Source organism: Huintestinicola butyrica, assembly GCF_025567215.1.
Taxonomy (GTDB): Bacteria; Bacillota; Clostridia; order Oscillospirales; family Ruminococcaceae; genus Huintestinicola; species Huintestinicola butyrica.
Map to the genome: position 1 here is coordinate 118,143 of NZ_JAOQKB010000007.1, position 15,634 is coordinate 133,776.

Here is a 15,634-nt window from a genome sequence, read left to right on the forward strand (position 1 = left end):
ACGTCCTCCTTACTCGCTGAAGCTGTAGCCCACGCCACGGAGAGTTTTTATTGTGGCTTTCGACTTTATGAAGCTTAGCTTTTTGCGCAGGAAGGAGATATATACCTCCACGTTGTTGTATTCGGCGTCCGACTCGTATCCCCATATCTTTGTGATAAGTGTTTCCTTGCTTATTACCGTGCCTGCGTTTTTCATCAGCAGTTCCATTATGGAAAATTCCTTCAGCCCCAGCTTTACGGAGCTGCCGCCGCTGGAAAGCTCATAGGACGATGAATCAAGGCTCACATCTCCGCAGGATATAACGGGGGAGCTTACTATTGCCGCACTGCTGCGCCTGCCCAGGGCACGGATACGTGCCAGCAGCTCGTCGGTGGCAAAGGGTTTTGTAAGATAGTCGTCAGCGCCGCTGTCAAGTCCACGCACCTTGTCGGATATTTCGTCCTTGGCGGTGAACATGAGCACGGGCGTTTGCATACCCTCGGCACGTATCCTCCGCAGAACTTCTATGCCGTCCATTCCGGGCATCATGATATCGAGGACTATAACGTCATATATTCCCGACAGTGCGTTGTCCAGAGCGTCAATGCCGTTGTATGCGGCATCGGCGGTTATTTTGTTTTTGGCAAGTATCTGCACGAGAGCGTCGGCAAGCTTGTTTTCATCTTCGGCAATAAGAACTCTCATTTTCATCGTCCTTTACTGGTTTATGATATGATCATATCTCATTATCCTTAAATAAATCTTAATCCTTTGCCACAATGCCCGTAAGGTGCTTGCCGTCCATATCCAGCACCTCGAACATTCTGTCCTTGTAGATAACATAGCTCTTGGGATTGCCGCCCTTGGGGAGAGATACGGAGCCTGTGTTTATGTAGTAGATGCCGTTTTTCTTTTCCGTACGGAACAGGTGTGTGTGTCCGCTGAGGACAACATCGCCCTCGCTGATATTGGGCATATTTTCAATGTCATAGAGATGACCGTGGGTGCAGAAGAACATTCTGTCGTCTGTCCACATGGTCATGTAGTCAGCCATTACGGGGAATTCCAGCACCATCTGATCTACCTCTGCCTCACAGTTGCCTCTTACGCAGAGCAGGTGCTTTTTCATGCCGTTGAGCATTTTTATGACTTCCTTGGGAGCATAGTCCTCGGGAAGATCGTTTCTGGGACCGTGATAGAGCAGGTCACCCAGGAGAATGAGCTTGTCTGGCTTTTCGATTTCAAAGCGCTCAAGCAGCTTTCTGCAGCAGGAGGCGGAGCCGTGGATATCGGAAGCGAACATAAGTTTCATAATTTTTCAGTTCCTTTCTTTTTTATGTACTTTGGTGTGAGTTTTTCGCTGCTTTTTTATTTATCGGGGGAAAGACAGGATATGAGCCTGTCCATATATGCGAACCTTGCGCTCGTCCGCTGCATAAATTGTATTACGGCATAAGTAAGTCGGCGATACGGGCGATGTGCGGTGCGCAGCGGCATATCCTCGGATAACCCGTATGAATCGGTACCGAATGCCGTTTTTAATAAACGTACCCGACCCGATTGCATATGCTTTCGAGTCGGGTACCTTTTATTCCGAGACCTTTACGTTCAGATATATTTCATTTTCACTGACAAGTGCGGAGTTCACGTCGATTGTGTATTTGAAATACATATCTCCGCCGTCTTCGGTCATGTTGTTGACTATTCTTGAAGCGGATATGCCCAGCAGCATCTCGCCGTATTCCGTGCCGTAATGGCAGTGGTGGCGGCGGTCCTTTTCAATGATGAGCCGTGCGTTTGCCGCTCCGTTTCTGGTCATGGAAGCAAGCTCCTCGCCTATGCAGGAAACGGTGGTCACAGAGCCTGCAAAGCCTGTAGCTTCGCTGTCGTTGTAGGATATCTCCCAGCCCTGCACCTTGCCCAGCGTCACGGGCCTCAGAGTACCTTCGGTTATAAGCTCCATCACATCGGGCGCACCGCCTGCGGTGTCGGATATGCTTTTCATGGTTATGGTTACTTTTTTAGCTTTTGCAGGCATTTTCAACAGTCCTTCTGCATAATAACATCGTCTATGGATATCTGCTCCACGCTGCCGTTAAGGCTTCCGATAAAGGCGTGGGCGTTGCTTTCAAAAAGCATCTTGCTGTCGCTGGTGAAGTAGGTAACATGACCGTTTTCACTGCGGGAGGAAAGCATATTGTTCATAGCAAGCATATTCATGGTATATTTTGCCGCTTCCGCACCTGAGGATATGAGCTTCACGCTCTCGCCCATGTACTCTGCGATGGCATCACGGAGAAGCGGGTAATGGGTGCAGCCCAGGATCAGGGTATCCACATTTTCCCTCTTTATAGGCTCCAGATAGCGGCTGACCATTGTTTTTACAACGATATCGTCCTTGTCGGTAATGCCGTTTTCCACCAGGGGAACGAACAGGGGGCAGGCATTGCCGATGATAACAGCGTCCTGCCTGATCGTGCGGATAGCCTTGCCGTATGCGCCTGAGCGGATAGTGGCTGCGGTTCCGATAACGCCTATCCTGCCGCTTCTTGTGGCAGCGCAGGCAGCCTGAACTGCGGGTATCACAACGCCCGTAAAGGGAACGCCGCCGCCGAAGTCCTTTGCCTGACCCACGGCAGATGAAACGGTTCCGCAGGCTGCGATTATCATCTTTACATCGTGCTTTTTGACGAAGTTCACGTCCTGGCGGGCATATTCGAGGATAGTCTCACGGCTCCTGTTGCCGTAGGGAACTCTTGCCGTATCGCCGAAGTAGATGATATTTTCGTTAGGCATCAGCTTCATTATCTCAGCAACGCAGGTGAGGCCGCCCATACCCGAATCGAAAACGCCGATAGCCTTTTCACTTTTTTCGGTTAAAATCTCAGCCATTTTGAAATACCCTTTCGTCAGTTTCTTTCGTAAGCAAGCTTTATGAGCCTGTCGAGAAGCTCGCCGTAGGGGATACCCAGGTTTTCCATGAGCTTGGGATACATACTGATAGATGTAAAGCCTGGCATGGTGTTCAGCTCGTTGAGATATACCTTGCCGTTATCCGCAAGGAAGAAATCAACTCTTGAAAGACCGAAGCAGCCCAGAGCCTTGAATGCCTTTACGGCAGTTTCCCTTATTTCAAGGGAGGCTTCCTTGGGAATATTTGCGGGGATATTCAGTCCCGATGTACCCAGTATGTATTTAGCGTCATAGTCGTAGAAATCATTGCAGGAGAGTATCTCTCCAACCTCGGAAGCAAAGGGATTGTCTGTTCCCAAAACTGCGCATTCAAGCTCTCTGCCCTTGATAAATTCCTCGACGATGACCTTCTTGTCATGAGTGAAAGCAAGCTTTACAGCGTTTTTCAGATCTTCAAAGCAGGTTGCCTTGTTAACGCCCACAGATGAGCCGCTGCACGCAGGCTTTACGAACAGAGGATATTTCAGCTCTGCGGCGATCTTCTCGCATACAGCGTCCAGATTGTTAAGGTCGCTCTGCTTTACTGTTCTGTACTTTGCCATATTGATGCCGTTGTACTGGAGAACGCAGTGTGCATACTCCTTGTCCATGCAGGCAGCGGAAGCAAAGCAGCCGCAGCCCACATAGGGAATGCCTGCCATATCAAGCAGACCCTGTATGGTTCCGTCCTCGCCGTATTTGCCGTGGAGCACGGGGAAAACAACGTCTATCTTTACAAGGTTCATTCTTCCGTCGGATATCTTTGCGATGCCGCCGTAAAGAGGGTCGGGGAGAATAGCTGCGGGCACACAGTCGGGGTTTGTCTCCCAGCTGCCGTCCTTTATGCCCGAAATATCTCCGGGATAGAAGAACCATCTTCCCTTTTTGGTGATACCCACAGGGATTATCTCATACTTGTCGGGGTCTAAATGTGCGATAACGTTTGAGGCGGATATAAGCGAGATATCATGCTCGTTTGACATTCCGCCGAAAATTACAGCAACTCTTGTTTTTGCCATCAGGCTCAGTCCTTTCAGCCGCACAGCGCTTTTTTTATAAGCTTATTCCGCTGCGGTGATAATTATTCTTTTTTATACTAAGCACCAATTAAAAACCGTACAAAAAATCGAGCATGATATTGCGTACAAGGATCATGTGATGATTTTTGTATATAGTTTTACCGGTGATTAGTATTATATTGTCATGCCTTTGCTTTTTCTGCAAGGCTGCGGATCTCGTCGGAAGTAAATGTGTATTTCTTGCCGCAGAAGTGGCAGCATACCTCGGAGGTCTCCTGCTCGTCTGCCATGTCTGAAAGCTCCTTTTTGCCTATGGAGATAAGAGCGGTTTCCACACGCTCTCTGGAGCAGTCGCACTTGTAGCTTGCCTCCAGCCTGTCCATAACGTTGGGCTGCAGACCCTCCAGCACCTTCATTGCCATATCCTCGGCAGTCACGCCCGATGAGAGCATCTGTGTTACCGAGGGGAGAGCGTTCACGTTCTTTTCAAGTGTGTCGATAACGCCTTCATCTGCAAAGGGGAGCAGCTGGATAAGATATCCGCCTGCTGCCTTTACCGTAAGGTCGGGATTTACCAGTACGCCCAGACCGCATACGGTGGGTATCTGCTCGGAGGTGGCAAAGTAGCTTGCTATATCCTCGGCGATCTCGCCCGACGCAATGGGTATCTGACCGCAGTAAGGCTCCTTGAGGCCAAGGTCCTTTACAACGGAAAGAGTGCCTTCTTTTCCCACAGCTCCCGCAACGTCCAGCTTGCCGTACTTGTTGAGAGGTATCTCGACAACAGGGTTGCAGACGTAGGATTTTACGTTTCCACGGCTGTCAGCCACGGCGATAAGTGCGCCTGTGGGTCCGTTGCCGTTCATTCTCAGGGTAAGGGTATCCTTTTCGCCCTTGAGACCTATTCCCATAAGGGAAGCGGCTATGGTAAGGCGGCCGAGGGCTGCTGTTACCACTGCCGATGTCTTGTGTATCTGTTCTATCTCAGAAACGATGTCGGTAGCGTCGATAGCGGTCGCTACAACGGAAGCGTCGTCCGAGATGGTTCTAACGATCTTAGCCATATGATCTCTCCAAATACTATTATATATTAAACCAGAGGTTTCTTTGCAACGAATACCAGCTTTTCGCTGTCTGTGCGGGCGGGGTCAAGGGTGTCATAGTCATAGACCGCTTCCACCGTCATTCCTGAGGCTTTTATCATTTCTTCCATAACGCTTTTTTCAAAAGCTATTTCGGAAAATTCCTCGCCGTATCTTGTAAATCTGCCGTCATCATCACGCTCGAAAATGTCAAGAATGATGTTCACACGGCTGTCGGGAGTGCCTGCAAATGAATTCTGCCATACGCAGTAAACATCGTCAAGGTCATATACATAGGTGTTTTCCGCAAGGACATTTTTGTGCTTGTAAGGGGTGTTCACGTCAAATATGAACAGTCCGCCCGGTTCGCAGAAAAGCGAGACCTTATTTATCGTCTTTTGCATATCTTCCTTTGAAGAAAGATGATTAAGGCTGTCCAGCGCACAGATCGTTACATCTATTGTGCCGAACATATCAAGCTCGGTCATATCCTGACAAAGATACTGAATTGGCAGACCGCTTTCAAACTTCTTGTCCAGAGCGCAGTTGAGCATTTCCTGTGAGCTGTCGGTGGCAATGACATCGTAGCCCATTTTTGCAAATTCTTCGGACAGGCTGCCTGTGCCGCAGGCAAGGTCAAGAAGCAGGTTCTTTCTGCCGCCGTGGAGCTTTATGAGCCTGTCAAAGTATTCGGCTCTGTCTTTGTAGGAGATGTTGAGCGTGAGCCTGTCGTAAAAGTATGAAAATGGACCGTATCCGCTCACGATCAGTCAGCCTTTCCGTTTTCAGCGCCTGTGTTGACTTCGGTAACACTGCCTGAGCCAAGGCGGTCGAATACTATTCTATAGCCTGCTCCGCTGTATTTGCTGTTAAGAGTCCTGTTCACACGGCTGATAGTTGCGGTGCTGGCGCCTGTGCTTGCAACGATATTGTTGTATATCTTCTTTTCGGAAAGCATCTTGGCGACCATCATACGCTGAGAAAGAGCCTTCAGCTCCAGAGAAGTGCAGAGGTCATCAAGGAACGCTGCACATTCTTCCTTTGTTTTAAGGCAAAGAAGAGCCTCATAAAGATAGTCCAGGCTTTTTTCATCTGCTCTGTTTTCGTCCATGTTTTGAACCGTCCTTTCAAATTCTATATATACTCTTATTTTAGCACTCTAAAATATAAAAGTAAAGGGCTTTTCGAGATTTTTAATTTAATTGTAACATTTGTGATATTGTGCAAAGCTGATATTATTTTTGCGTGAAATATATGCGGAATGTGTAAAATCTACAAAATTCGCCATTATGTGCAATATCCTGCGCTGCACTCTTGACATTTGAAATAATAGGTTGTAAAATAAAGTTAAGGTTAAGGTATGCTAACAATTTTAAAGACTTTGAAGGGCAATGCTTGAAAGTTGTCCGAGAGGCAGACCTTGCCTGTAAAAAATACCATAAAGTTAGCCTTATATAACTTTATGGATTGCTTTCAGAACTTTTCCAATTACCGAAAGGAAAGATGAAAATGCTTACATATTCCCAGAAAAAGTATCTTTTCGCAATATATAAGCTGGGGCAGAACGGCAAGGATGTTCGTTCTGCGGAGGTCGCAAAGATCGTAGGTGTCAGCAAGGCAAGCACTGTTTCTATGACCCAGAAGCTCTGCGACAGCGGATATATCGACAAGGAGCATTACGGTCAGATAGCCCTTACAGACATCGGTGTGAAAGAAGCAAACTCACTTTTTACCAAGTGCCTTATTATCCGTGATTTTCTCAGCAAGAATCTTGACCTTACCGAGGAGCAGGCTGACGCTGATGCGGTGGCTATCGTTTCCCACGTTTCGGAGGAGACTGCCGAGCGCCTGGCTGACTACATTCTTAATAAGTAAAACGCTTAAAAAGCAAGTTTTTAGTTAGCTCAGACTAATCGAAATATAAAAACCAATGATATGACCGTCCTGCATTTGCAGGCGATTATATAAACGGGGATATTCCCATAAATTTAAGTAAAGGAGAGCATGAATTATGTGGAAATGCTTTAAAAATCAGAAGGTTTGGTGCGCAATAGGCGGCGCCGCAGCAGTTATCGTAGGTAAGAAGATACTTACCGCAAAGAAGACCAGAGAGCTTGCTGTTACAGGTCTTGCAAAGGGTATGAAGTTCACTCACGACGCTAAGGAAGCCTTCCAGAACATGAAGGACGATGCAGCTGACCTCTGCTACGATGCACAGGTAGAGGCAGGCGTTAAGAAAGCTGACGATGACGAGGACGAAGTGACCGACTAATGAAATTTCGTATAGTTTACGATACTCCGGGCAGGATACGTTTCCGCTGCGGCGGATACGCATTTGAAAAGGAGCTTGAGTGCAGCGTTTACAAGACCCTTACCGCCGAGGACTTCGTTTCATCGGTACAGGTAAGGAGCGGGAACGGCGGCATACTTGTATGCTACAAAAAGGGCTGCCGTGACAAGGTTATAAAGGCTGTATCGGCTCTTGACCCAAGAAAGCTCGTTCCCAATGATACCGACCCCGAGTTCGGCATTGCGGAGATAGACCGCAGCTTCGGCATTGAGCTTGGTAAGCTGGTGGCAAAGAGGATACTTTTCACGGCATTTCTCCCTATGCCTGTAAGCAATGCGCTTACTATAATAAAGGGACTGAAATACATCTGGAAAGGCCTTTGCACACTGGGCGAGGGCAAGCTTACCGTTGACGTGCTTGACGGAGCTTCCATCACAGCCTGCCTCAGCCGGAAAAACTACAAGACCGCAGGCAGCGTAATGTTCCTGCTGTCCGTATCCGCTCTTCTGGAGGACTACACAAGGGCACGCACAAGGGCTGTTCTTGCGGACAGTCTTGCTGTAAAGGCAGACAAGGTATGGCTGGTAACGGAAGAGTCCGATGTGCTTATCCCCATGTCCGAGCTTCACGCAGGCGACAGGATAAGAGTACGCACAGGCAGCGTTATCCCCGTGGACGGCGAGATATGCGAGGGCGAGGCTTACATAAACGAGTCCTCCATGACAGGCGAGCCTCTGGCTGTAATGAAGTCGGCAGGAAGCAGCGTGTTTGCGGGAACCGTTGTGGAAGAGGGTACTGTGGCGATAACAGTCCGCAGCCTTTCCTCCGATACAAAGATAAGCAAGATAATCGAGCTTATCGACAACTCCGAGAACCTGAAAGCAGGCGTTCAGAGCCGTGCGGAAACACTGGCGGACAGCATCGTTCCTTTCAGCTTCCTGGGATTTGGTCTTACTCTGCTGCTTACGGGAAATATCACCAAGGCAGTTTCCCTGCTGATGGTGGATTATTCCTGCGCAATAAAGCTTTCTATGCCCATTTCCGTAATTTCCGCTATCAAGGAAGCTGCGGATATGAACATCACTGTCAAGGGCGGAAAGTATCTTGAAGAGTTTGCAAATGCGGACACAGTTGTGTTTGATAAAACAGGAACGCTCACCAATGCTGAGCCTGTGCTTGAAACAGTCATTCCTTTCGGCGGATATACCGAGGGCGAGGCGCTTAAAATAGCGGCCTGCCTGGAGGAGCACTTCCCCCACAGCGTTGCAAGGGCTATCGTCAAGGGTGCCGCAGACAGGGGACTTGACCATGCTGAGGAGCACGCAGAGGTGAACTACATAGTGGCTCACGGTATCTCTACCACTCTCCACGGCAAAAAGGCTATCATCGGCAGCCATCATTTTGTTGCCGAGGACGAGGGCATATTCATTACCGAAGCTCAGCAGAACGAGATCGACGAAAAGTCGGGAGCCTGCTCCGTGGTATATCTTGCGGTGGGCGACAGCCTGGCAGGCGCTCTGTGCATAAGCGATCCCCCCAGAGCAGAGGCGGCAAAGGCTGTTGAAATGCTCAAGCGTGAGGGTATCGAAAATATCGTTATGCTCACAGGCGACAGCGTAAAGGCAGCGGAGATAATCGCCGCAAAGCTTGGTATCACCGAAGTTCATGCTCAGGTGCTCCCCGAACAGAAGCACGGTATGATAGAAGAGCTGAAAGCTCAGGGCAGACGTGTTATCATGGTAGGCGACGGCATAAACGATGCTCCCGCACTTGCGGCAGCAAACGTATCCGCAGCCATGAGCGACGCTTCGGATATCGCAAAGGAAACTGCGGATATCACTCTCAGAGGCGCCGACCTTACAGAACTTGTCCGCCTGAGAAAGCTCAGCGAGCTGCTTATGGAGCGCATCAACAAGAATTACCGCTTTATTCTTACATTCAATTCGAGCCTGCTGGTACTGGGACTGCTGGGCGTGCTTTCGCCCTCGACCTCAGCACTGCTGCATAATGCGTCAACAATGATGATATGCGCAAAGAGCATGACTCCTCTTATGGATAAGGACAAAGAGAAAAAATAAGCTTCATTAAATGAAAAGCCCTGTTCCGCAGGTTAGTCGGAACAGGGCTTTGTGTTATAAATGCTGCTTCAAAAAAGTCACCCTGAAATATTATTTTCGGGTGACTTTTTATGTTTATTGATCTGCCGCTTTTTTCTCGTTCATCTGCTGTCTTGCGGTGGAAAGCATGAGCTTGATGCGGTTTTCCTGATTTACTCGTGTAGCGCCCGGGTCATAGTCAATGGGAACGATATTGGACTGGGGATAAGTCTCTCTCAGCTTTCTTATCATGCCCTTGCCGATGATGTGGTTTGGAAGGCAGCCGAAAGGCTGGGCACAGACGATGTTGTTTATTCCCATGTTTATCATGTCTATCATCTCGGCGGTAAGGAGCCAGCCCTCGCCCATCTTGTTTGCGGGGGAGATGAAAGGCTCAACGTCCTTTTTAGCTTCCTCAAAGGGAGTGGGGCCGAAAAATCTTGAGGGGCCTACAGCCTTGATTATCTTGTTCTGCATCATCTTGAAGAAGCCCTTTACAGCCTTGGACGCAATGTACTTCTTGTACTTTACGTGGTAAAGCTCGGTCTCAACAACGTGATGGTCGCCCATGAAGATAAGGAAGTCGATAAGACCGGGGCAATATACCTCGCAGCCCTCGGATTCAAGGAACTTGTGGAGGTCATTGTTGCCGAGAGGGGAGTACTTGATGTAAATCTCTCCTACAACGCCTACCTTAATCTTGTCGGGGTCGGGAGTGAATGGCACTTCGGAGAACTCCTTTACTATCTGAACGGCTGTTTTATCGAAAGCGGTGTAGCTGAAATTCAGTTCGGTGAGCTTGTCTGTCCAGACGTCGATGAGCTTGTCGGTATCGCCCTTGTTATTTTCGTAGGGGCGCACCTGATTGGCAAGGAGCATCAGCAGGTCGGCATAGCAGACTGCGGTGATAAGCTCCGCCAGAAGAGCGGGGGTAAGGTGGAAGCCGGGGTTCTTTTCAAGGCTTGCCAGGTTAAGGGAGATAACGGGCACCTGCTCCATACCGCACTTTTTCAGAGCCTTTCTGATAAGGTGGATATAGTTGGAGGCACGGCAGCCGCCGCCTGACTGGACCATCATAAGAGCGGTCTTGTTTACATCGTACTCACCCGATTTGAGTGCATCAATGAACTGACCTATAGTGAGCAGTGCAGGGTAGCAGGTATCGTTATGTACATATCTCAGTCCCTCGTCCACGATCTTTCTTCCTGTGGAGGTAAGGAGCTTCATTCTATATCCGTGGTTATTGAAAATTCTTTCCAGAAGACGGAAATGGATAGGGAGCATATTGGGGATAAGGATAGTATATTCCTTTCTCATTTCCTCGGTAAAAAGCAGTCTGCCCTGTTCGTTATATACAAGTTCAGCCATATTGGATTATCAGCCTCGTTTCATTAGCGTTGGATTTATCATCAAATTTATATAATTATATCATATCCGTATATTTTTTTCAAGCCCAATTTCGACATTTAATCCTTTTTTAATGATGAAAAATTATCCGCAAAATTATTGAGAAACTCTACCCATGAATTTCCGCCAACATAAACGTCATCGCCGATGATATATATTTTACCGCTGCTTCCGATAGCGATAAAGTCGTTGTTGATAAGTCCCAGAGGGATAATATAGTCGCCCACTGCGTCGGAAAGCTGCTTGAACAGGTGAGCGGCATCATAGATATTTTCGGGATACACCACCAGTTTGTTTTCGATATCATCGTTTTCGGTGATAACAAAGGTGCCGTCCTTGAATGTACCGTGCTTTCCGATGGAGAGCATATAAAAGTTGTCGATTATTTCCTTTGCCTCATCGGAAACGGTGTAGCCCTCTTCTTCAAAAAATGCCTGACGCTCGGCAACATCGTCCTCGGACATAAAGTGTGGCTTGCCGTAGCCGCATGATTCTATAAGCTTTCTTGCTCTTTCGCTCAATCCGTTAAGTTCCATAATATAATGATCCTTTCGTATTATTTGTTATCAGTCCAGATCCACGATATTTGTGATTATACCGTTTGGGGTTATATCCACAAAGCCGTAGGAGGGCTTGTTGAAATCCCTGGGGCATGAGCAGCTGCCGGGGTTCATAAGATAAACGCCGTCCTCATAGCCCTCGTATCGGCAGTGTGTGTGACCGAAAAGGGCTACCTTGCAGCCGAAATTCTGTGCGGTGCAGCGGAGAGTCTCTCTGCCATAGTTTATGCCGTAGATATGACCGTGGGTAATGAGAATTTTTGTATCTCCGCAGGGTATCACCTCAAAATTAGGCGATACGGAGCCGTAGTCGCAGTTGCCCGCAACGTGGTGTATCTCAAGAGAGGGGTATTCGGCACGCATAAGGTCAAGCTCACGCTGACCGTCGCCCAGATGAACGAAAATATCGCCCGTATCCTTGGTGCGTTCAAATATCTTTTTCAGTGCATATGCGTTGCCGTGGGAGTCGGACATTGCAATTATTCTCACAGAATTCCTCCTTGTGCATAATATGATAGTGGCACCGACAGTAAGCTCACTCGGTAGTCTAATTAAATACATTATAACATAAATATGTAAAGAAATAAAGTCTTTTCGTCATTGTAATTATAACCACGCTGACGGACTTATTTTGAAAGGCGGTAGCTATATGGACATTCGCAGCACAAATCCCGAAAACCTCGACAGGCTTCTCAAAACCGTAGGCTCAAAGCTGAATATGCCTCCCGAAAGGCTGAAGCGTGAGCTTATGCAGGGCAAATTCGACAGTGCCATCAAAAACATGAAGCCCGATGAAGCCCAGAAATTCAACGCTGTGCTTTCAAATCCCCGGATGCTTGAAAAGCTTATGAGCGCACCGCAGGCGCAGGCACTTTATCAGAAGCTGACGGGCGGTCAGGGCGGACAGAATAACAACGGCCGCAGATAATATGTGATTACATAGCCGCACTGGAGGTGAAGCCGATGGAGGATATGAACGATATGCTGGGTTCGCTGCTAAGTGACCCCGAAAGTATGCAGCAGATAAAAGAGCTGGCGGATATGCTCAAATCGGAAATGCCCTCCGACGGCAAAAGCGGGGAGAGCGGTCAGAACGGTCAGAGCAGCCAAGGCGGCTTTGATTTCGGGAGCCTTGCGGGATTGATGGGCGGGCAGTTTGACCCCAATATGCTCACGGCTGTAAGCAAGGTGCTGGCGGCGATGAACGGTGAGGATAAAAACAGGGCGCTGCTTATGGCGCTGCGTCCTCATCTGAGCGGGGACAAACAGGAGAGGGTGGATAAGGCGGTCAGGATGCTGAAGCTCTACTCCGCAGCAAATGCGCTGAAGGAAAGCGGGCTTCTTGGCAGCCTTGATTCGCTTTTATAGTCATTCCGTGGAGATGATAATATGACAGATGGGGGCAGAAGAGCAATGCCCGCAGGAGATATGCGGTACCGCAGCATGAACATGGGCAGGCGTCCGCCCGATATGGGAAACCGAATGTACGGCGGAAATGACAGGCGTATGCAGGATAATTCCCGCAGCACTCCCGAGCGGAATAACCTTTATGAACGCAGTGACAGGGGAATGAACGCAAGGGAAAATACCCATGAGCAGCAGCCCCGTGAGCAGAACATTCAGAGGCCTGCGGGAAATAATGGCTTTGACCTTGGAAGAATGCTTGGGGGCATAAAGCTTGATGAGGAAAAGATCATCATAATCCTGCTGATAGTTATTCTTGCCAGAAGCGGAGCCGACCTGCCGCTGCTGGCTGCGCTGGGATACCTGCTTTTATAGCTTATGCGGCAAAAAAAAGTGCCTACGGAGAACCGCAGGCACTGAGCTTTTTTTAGAAAACACCGCCTTGCCGCCATGTGGCGAATAAAACCCGCACAAAGGCAGGTGGGCAACAGCCCTTTGATTTCACGCTCCCTGCGTCCGTAGTTCCGCACATCTAATGCGGCGGGAGGTCTGCAATCCGTCAAAGGAGACTGAATCCCTAAATAAAAGTGTTGGATTATAAAACCACACTTTATCGGTCAAGGCAGAAGTTTTTCTTTAAGTGTAGTATATCACAGAACGGAGCAAAAATCAATATAAATATCTGTCAATTTTGACGGATAAATTTTGTAAATTTGCATAAGTTCCGTGGTGATGCACAAAGTACGGGAAATTATTCCTCTCCGTCGTCGAACATCTCGGAAAGTCTGTCCATGAAGATCTTGCCGATTCTCTCGTACTCGTCATCATCGTCGATGGAGGCAAGAGTTTCTTCGTCGCCGTCGTCCTCGCTCTTGAGGATAACCAGCTCAGTATCGGCTTCGACCATTTCCTCGGGGTTCTCATAATAAGGAACAAGTGCGTAATAAACATTGCCGTCCTTATCTTCATAGGTATCCATAAGTTCAAAGGTCTGCTCAACGCCCTCTTCATCGGTGAGAGTGAAAAGATCAGCGCCCATATCGTAATCAGCCATTCTCGTTACCTCCTGTATTTTAATATAATAGTATGCCGCTTTTCACAGATTATTCCGATGAGAAGCGACCCAATATTTTTATTTTACTACATTTTATATAAAAAGTCAATATTGAAAGTGAATAAAAATAATGCACAAAAGATATGCAGTATTTTATGCTCAAAACTATTGACTTTTACTAATGGGTGTGGTATATTAGTATCAAGGAAAGGGAAATGACCAAGATAAGGAAACAGAGAACCAAGAGGTTCGGAAGATTCCGATGGGTTTCCTCTTCACAGAACAGCAGACTTTCGGAGTGAAAGCAATCTGCAATTAGTTTGGAAAGGAAGGCGAGTCCGATGGCAGACGTTAGTGAGCAGCAGTTTAATAGCGGGATGTTCCGCAGCGGCTCGTTTTTTGCAGAATTGCTTTAATGATCGTCAGCGAAGTTTAAAGGAAGTTCAGTTTGATAACTGACCACTTCGGATCCACAGAACGATTAGTTCAGTAAAAAAGCAGATTTAACAAGAGCCGCAGCACGAATGTGTGGGCGGTATTTTTATACCTTCTTCCAAAGAACATCTCGTCAGAAAATGATGAAAGGGATAAGTCCGATGGAGAGGGTCATATTTATATCCGGATGAAATGACATTAAAGCAGGGCAATTAAGATGATATACAGTCCGCTGTGTCGGGACGCTATTCCCCCGATTGGCTGTGACAATAAGTCCGAAAGGATGATTCCTATGAAAATGAGGTTCATACTTGAATTTTAAGCGAAAGGGAGTGAGTCCGACAGGCTGTTGAGTTTACCGCATTATCGCTGAAAAGCGGCGGCAGGACAGGATATCGGAAAGGATCTGGTAAATATGTTCGGAAGGAAATTTCACGATTTGAATATTTAAATCATAAAGCAAGGAGTGAGTCCGAAATACCGATAACATTACCGCATAAATGCTGAAAAGCAGCGGCAGGATATCCCGATGAAAGGGTTTGATATTATGACGAGAGGTTATCACATTCTCTGTATTCACTAAATGTGCCGCATCGGTGCTGAAAGGCGGCGGCAGGCTTATCTTACCGAAAGGGTGATTAAGCTATGATCACAAGAGGATTTTATGATCTGAATATTTGAACGATAACGCAAGGGAGTGAGTCCGACACAGAAGTAACTTTACCGCATGAATGCTGAAAGGCAGCGGCAGGATATCCCCAAGGAAAGGGTTTGATGATGTTATGAAAAAGAGGTTCCATATTCTCTGTATTTGTTAAATTCGCCGCAACAGTGCAGAAATGCAGCGGCAGGCTGAAATCTTACCGAAAGGGTGATTAAGCTATGATTACAAGAGGTTTTTACGATCTGACTATTTAGTCTCCGCCGACAGCTGAAAAGCACGGCACACTTTAAATCACGAAATTTACATCCCGAAAGGATGATCTCATATGATGATAGGACAGGCTTTTATGCTTGAATTTTAAAGAAACAGGAGTGAGTCCCATGGCATAACATTCAATGCCTCAAGTTCTATCACCGGTCTTACCGGAATCTTAAAAACGGAGTTGTTTCCAATGGCACGCTGAGTTTGCCTGTAAAATATATGACAGGAGATAAGTCCGATGGAAAGCTGATTTTTCCAACCAATACAACAAATTTGTACAGTTTGGAGTTGTTTCCCATGGCACAGTGAATGCCTGAATGATGAAAATTTACTGACAGGAGATAAGTCCCATGGAAAGTTGAATCTTTCTCAGACAAAATTTTAAGAAAACGGAGTTGTTTCCAATGGCATAAGATGTGCCTTGAATGCGA

Annotated in this window: 18 protein-coding genes and 1 other RNA gene; 6 read left to right on the plus strand and 13 right to left on the minus strand. The window is 47.5% G+C overall.

What is annotated here, in order from left to right; all coding sequences use genetic code 11:
* Positions 1 to 9 precede the first annotated feature (9 nt).
* The 8 genes from OCV68_RS09095 to OCV68_RS09130 form a co-directional block, all read right to left on the minus strand.
* Complete coding sequence (locus OCV68_RS09095) at positions 10 to 684, minus strand: response regulator transcription factor (RefSeq protein WP_262572131.1); 675 nt, start codon at positions 682 to 684, stop codon at positions 10 to 12.
* A 58-nt stretch (positions 685 to 742) separates the two neighbouring features.
* On the minus strand, positions 743 to 1,291 hold the full coding sequence (gene yfcE, locus OCV68_RS09100; RefSeq protein ID WP_262572133.1) for a phosphodiesterase: 549 nt from the start codon (positions 1,289 to 1,291) through the stop codon (positions 743 to 745).
* Between the two features lie 276 nt (positions 1,292 to 1,567).
* On the minus strand, positions 1,568 to 2,017 hold the full coding sequence (locus tag OCV68_RS09105) for a DUF1934 domain-containing protein (RefSeq protein ID WP_147621885.1): 450 nt from the start codon (positions 2,015 to 2,017) through the stop codon (positions 1,568 to 1,570).
* 2 nt (positions 2,018 to 2,019) lie between these two features.
* Positions 2,020 to 2,871 carry a glutamate racemase gene (murI, locus tag OCV68_RS09110; protein WP_022473870.1) on the minus strand — a complete coding sequence of 284 codons (852 nt, stop codon included), beginning with the start codon at positions 2,869 to 2,871 and terminating at the stop codon, positions 2,020 to 2,022.
* Positions 2,872 to 2,888: 17 nt separating this feature from the next.
* Complete coding sequence (locus OCV68_RS09115; RefSeq protein WP_022473869.1) at positions 2,889 to 3,950, minus strand: D-alanine--D-alanine ligase family protein; 1,062 nt, start codon at positions 3,948 to 3,950, stop codon at positions 2,889 to 2,891.
* A gap of 182 nt (positions 3,951 to 4,132) precedes the next feature.
* Positions 4,133 to 5,014 carry an Hsp33 family molecular chaperone HslO gene (hslO, locus tag OCV68_RS09120; protein ID WP_022473868.1) on the minus strand — a complete coding sequence of 294 codons (882 nt, stop codon included), beginning with the start codon at positions 5,012 to 5,014 and terminating at the stop codon, positions 4,133 to 4,135.
* A gap of 26 nt (positions 5,015 to 5,040) precedes the next feature.
* The gene (locus OCV68_RS09125; RefSeq protein WP_022473867.1) at positions 5,041 to 5,796 is read right to left on the minus strand and encodes a class I SAM-dependent DNA methyltransferase; all 756 of its coding nucleotides are present in this window, start codon (positions 5,794 to 5,796) and stop codon (positions 5,041 to 5,043) included.
* Positions 5,797 to 5,798: 2 nt separating this feature from the next.
* A complete protein-coding gene (locus OCV68_RS09130; protein WP_022473866.1) occupies positions 5,799 to 6,143 on the minus strand; it encodes a YerC/YecD family TrpR-related protein in 345 nt (114 codons plus the stop codon).
* A gap of 398 nt (positions 6,144 to 6,541) precedes the next feature.
* On the opposite strand from OCV68_RS09130, the gene OCV68_RS09135 reads away from it, so the two are divergent.
* The 3 genes from OCV68_RS09135 (at position 6,542) to OCV68_RS09145 (ending at position 9,400) form a co-directional block, all read left to right on the plus strand.
* A complete protein-coding gene (locus OCV68_RS09135) occupies positions 6,542 to 6,907 on the plus strand; it encodes a metal-dependent transcriptional regulator (protein WP_022473865.1) in 366 nt (121 codons plus the stop codon).
* A 136-nt stretch (positions 6,908 to 7,043) separates the two neighbouring features.
* Positions 7,044 to 7,304, plus strand: a complete 261-nt coding sequence (locus OCV68_RS09140) for a DUF1490 domain-containing protein (protein ID WP_262572135.1) — start codon at positions 7,044 to 7,046, stop codon at positions 7,302 to 7,304.
* Positions 7,304 to 9,400, plus strand: a complete 2,097-nt coding sequence (locus tag OCV68_RS09145) for a heavy metal translocating P-type ATPase (RefSeq protein WP_262572136.1) — start codon at positions 7,304 to 7,306, stop codon at positions 9,398 to 9,400. The genes OCV68_RS09140 and OCV68_RS09145 overlap by 1 nt, the downstream gene beginning before the upstream one ends.
* A 114-nt stretch (positions 9,401 to 9,514) precedes the next feature.
* Here OCV68_RS09145 and OCV68_RS09150 read toward each other — a convergent pair whose 3' ends face one another.
* The 3 genes from OCV68_RS09150 to OCV68_RS09160 form a co-directional block, all read right to left on the minus strand.
* Positions 9,515 to 10,786: a 2-hydroxyacyl-CoA dehydratase gene (locus tag OCV68_RS09150; protein ID WP_147621881.1), complete on the minus strand. Its 1,272-nt coding sequence runs from the start codon at positions 10,784 to 10,786 to the stop codon at positions 9,515 to 9,517.
* Positions 10,787 to 10,884: 98 nt separating this feature from the next.
* Positions 10,885 to 11,361: an SUKH-3 domain-containing protein gene (locus OCV68_RS09155; RefSeq protein ID WP_022473861.1), complete on the minus strand. Its 477-nt coding sequence runs from the start codon at positions 11,359 to 11,361 to the stop codon at positions 10,885 to 10,887.
* 30 nt (positions 11,362 to 11,391) lie between these two features.
* The gene (locus OCV68_RS09160; RefSeq protein ID WP_022473860.1) at positions 11,392 to 11,874 is read right to left on the minus strand and encodes a metallophosphoesterase family protein; all 483 of its coding nucleotides are present in this window, start codon (positions 11,872 to 11,874) and stop codon (positions 11,392 to 11,394) included.
* Between the two features lie 160 nt (positions 11,875 to 12,034).
* Between OCV68_RS09160 and OCV68_RS09165 the strand changes: the two genes are divergently transcribed.
* Genes OCV68_RS09165 through OCV68_RS09175 form a run of 3 tightly spaced genes read left to right on the plus strand, consistent with a single transcriptional unit; the run spans position 12,035 to position 13,164 of the window.
* The gene (locus tag OCV68_RS09165; protein WP_262572138.1) at positions 12,035 to 12,313 is read left to right on the plus strand and encodes a hypothetical protein; all 279 of its coding nucleotides are present in this window, start codon (positions 12,035 to 12,037) and stop codon (positions 12,311 to 12,313) included.
* Positions 12,314 to 12,348: 35 nt separating this feature from the next.
* A complete protein-coding gene (locus OCV68_RS09170; RefSeq protein ID WP_262572139.1) occupies positions 12,349 to 12,753 on the plus strand; it encodes a hypothetical protein in 405 nt (134 codons plus the stop codon).
* A 21-nt stretch (positions 12,754 to 12,774) separates the two neighbouring features.
* Positions 12,775 to 13,164: a hypothetical protein gene (locus tag OCV68_RS09175; protein WP_262572140.1), complete on the plus strand. Its 390-nt coding sequence runs from the start codon at positions 12,775 to 12,777 to the stop codon at positions 13,162 to 13,164.
* Positions 13,165 to 13,219: 55 nt separating this feature from the next.
* Here OCV68_RS09175 and ssrS read toward each other — a convergent pair.
* Positions 13,220 to 13,421, minus strand: a non-coding RNA gene (gene ssrS, locus OCV68_RS09180) — 6S RNA.
* A gap of 119 nt (positions 13,422 to 13,540) precedes the next feature.
* Positions 13,541 to 13,843, minus strand: coding sequence for a DUF1292 domain-containing protein (locus tag OCV68_RS09185; protein ID WP_262572141.1), 303 nt, complete (start codon positions 13,841 to 13,843; stop codon positions 13,541 to 13,543).
* Between the last annotated feature and the right edge of the window lie 1,791 nt (positions 13,844 to 15,634).

Excerpts from the sequence above, each read along its gene's own strand:
- OCV68_RS09095 (WP_262572131.1), bottom strand. The coding sequence starts at position 684 with ATGAGAGTTCTTATTGCCGAAGATGAAAACAAGCTTGCCGACGCTCTC.
- yfcE (WP_262572133.1), bottom strand. The coding sequence starts at position 1,291 with ATGAAACTTATGTTCGCTTCCGATATCCACGGCTCCGCCTCCTGCTGC.
- OCV68_RS09105 (WP_147621885.1), bottom strand. The coding sequence starts at position 2,017 with ATGCCTGCAAAAGCTAAAAAAGTAACCATAACCATGAAAAGCATATCC.
- murI (WP_022473870.1), bottom strand. The coding sequence starts at position 2,871 with ATGGCTGAGATTTTAACCGAAAAAAGTGAAAAGGCTATCGGCGTTTTC.
- OCV68_RS09115 (WP_022473869.1), bottom strand. The coding sequence starts at position 3,950 with ATGGCAAAAACAAGAGTTGCTGTAATTTTCGGCGGAATGTCAAACGAG.
- hslO (WP_022473868.1), bottom strand. The coding sequence starts at position 5,014 with ATGGCTAAGATCGTTAGAACCATCTCGGACGACGCTTCCGTTGTAGCG.
- OCV68_RS09130 (WP_022473866.1), bottom strand. The coding sequence starts at position 6,143 with ATGGACGAAAACAGAGCAGATGAAAAAAGCCTGGACTATCTTTATGAG.
- OCV68_RS09135 (WP_022473865.1), top strand. The coding sequence starts at position 6,542 with ATGCTTACATATTCCCAGAAAAAGTATCTTTTCGCAATATATAAGCTG.
- OCV68_RS09140 (WP_262572135.1), top strand. The coding sequence starts at position 7,044 with ATGTGGAAATGCTTTAAAAATCAGAAGGTTTGGTGCGCAATAGGCGGC.
- OCV68_RS09145 (WP_262572136.1), top strand. The coding sequence starts at position 7,304 with ATGAAATTTCGTATAGTTTACGATACTCCGGGCAGGATACGTTTCCGC.
- OCV68_RS09150 (WP_147621881.1), bottom strand. The coding sequence starts at position 10,786 with ATGGCTGAACTTGTATATAACGAACAGGGCAGACTGCTTTTTACCGAG.
- OCV68_RS09155 (WP_022473861.1), bottom strand. The coding sequence starts at position 11,361 with ATGGAACTTAACGGATTGAGCGAAAGAGCAAGAAAGCTTATAGAATCA.
- OCV68_RS09165 (WP_262572138.1), top strand. The coding sequence starts at position 12,035 with ATGGACATTCGCAGCACAAATCCCGAAAACCTCGACAGGCTTCTCAAA.
- OCV68_RS09170 (WP_262572139.1), top strand. The coding sequence starts at position 12,349 with ATGGAGGATATGAACGATATGCTGGGTTCGCTGCTAAGTGACCCCGAA.
- OCV68_RS09175 (WP_262572140.1), top strand. The coding sequence starts at position 12,775 with ATGACAGATGGGGGCAGAAGAGCAATGCCCGCAGGAGATATGCGGTAC.
- OCV68_RS09185 (WP_262572141.1), bottom strand. The coding sequence starts at position 13,843 with ATGGCTGATTACGATATGGGCGCTGATCTTTTCACTCTCACCGATGAA.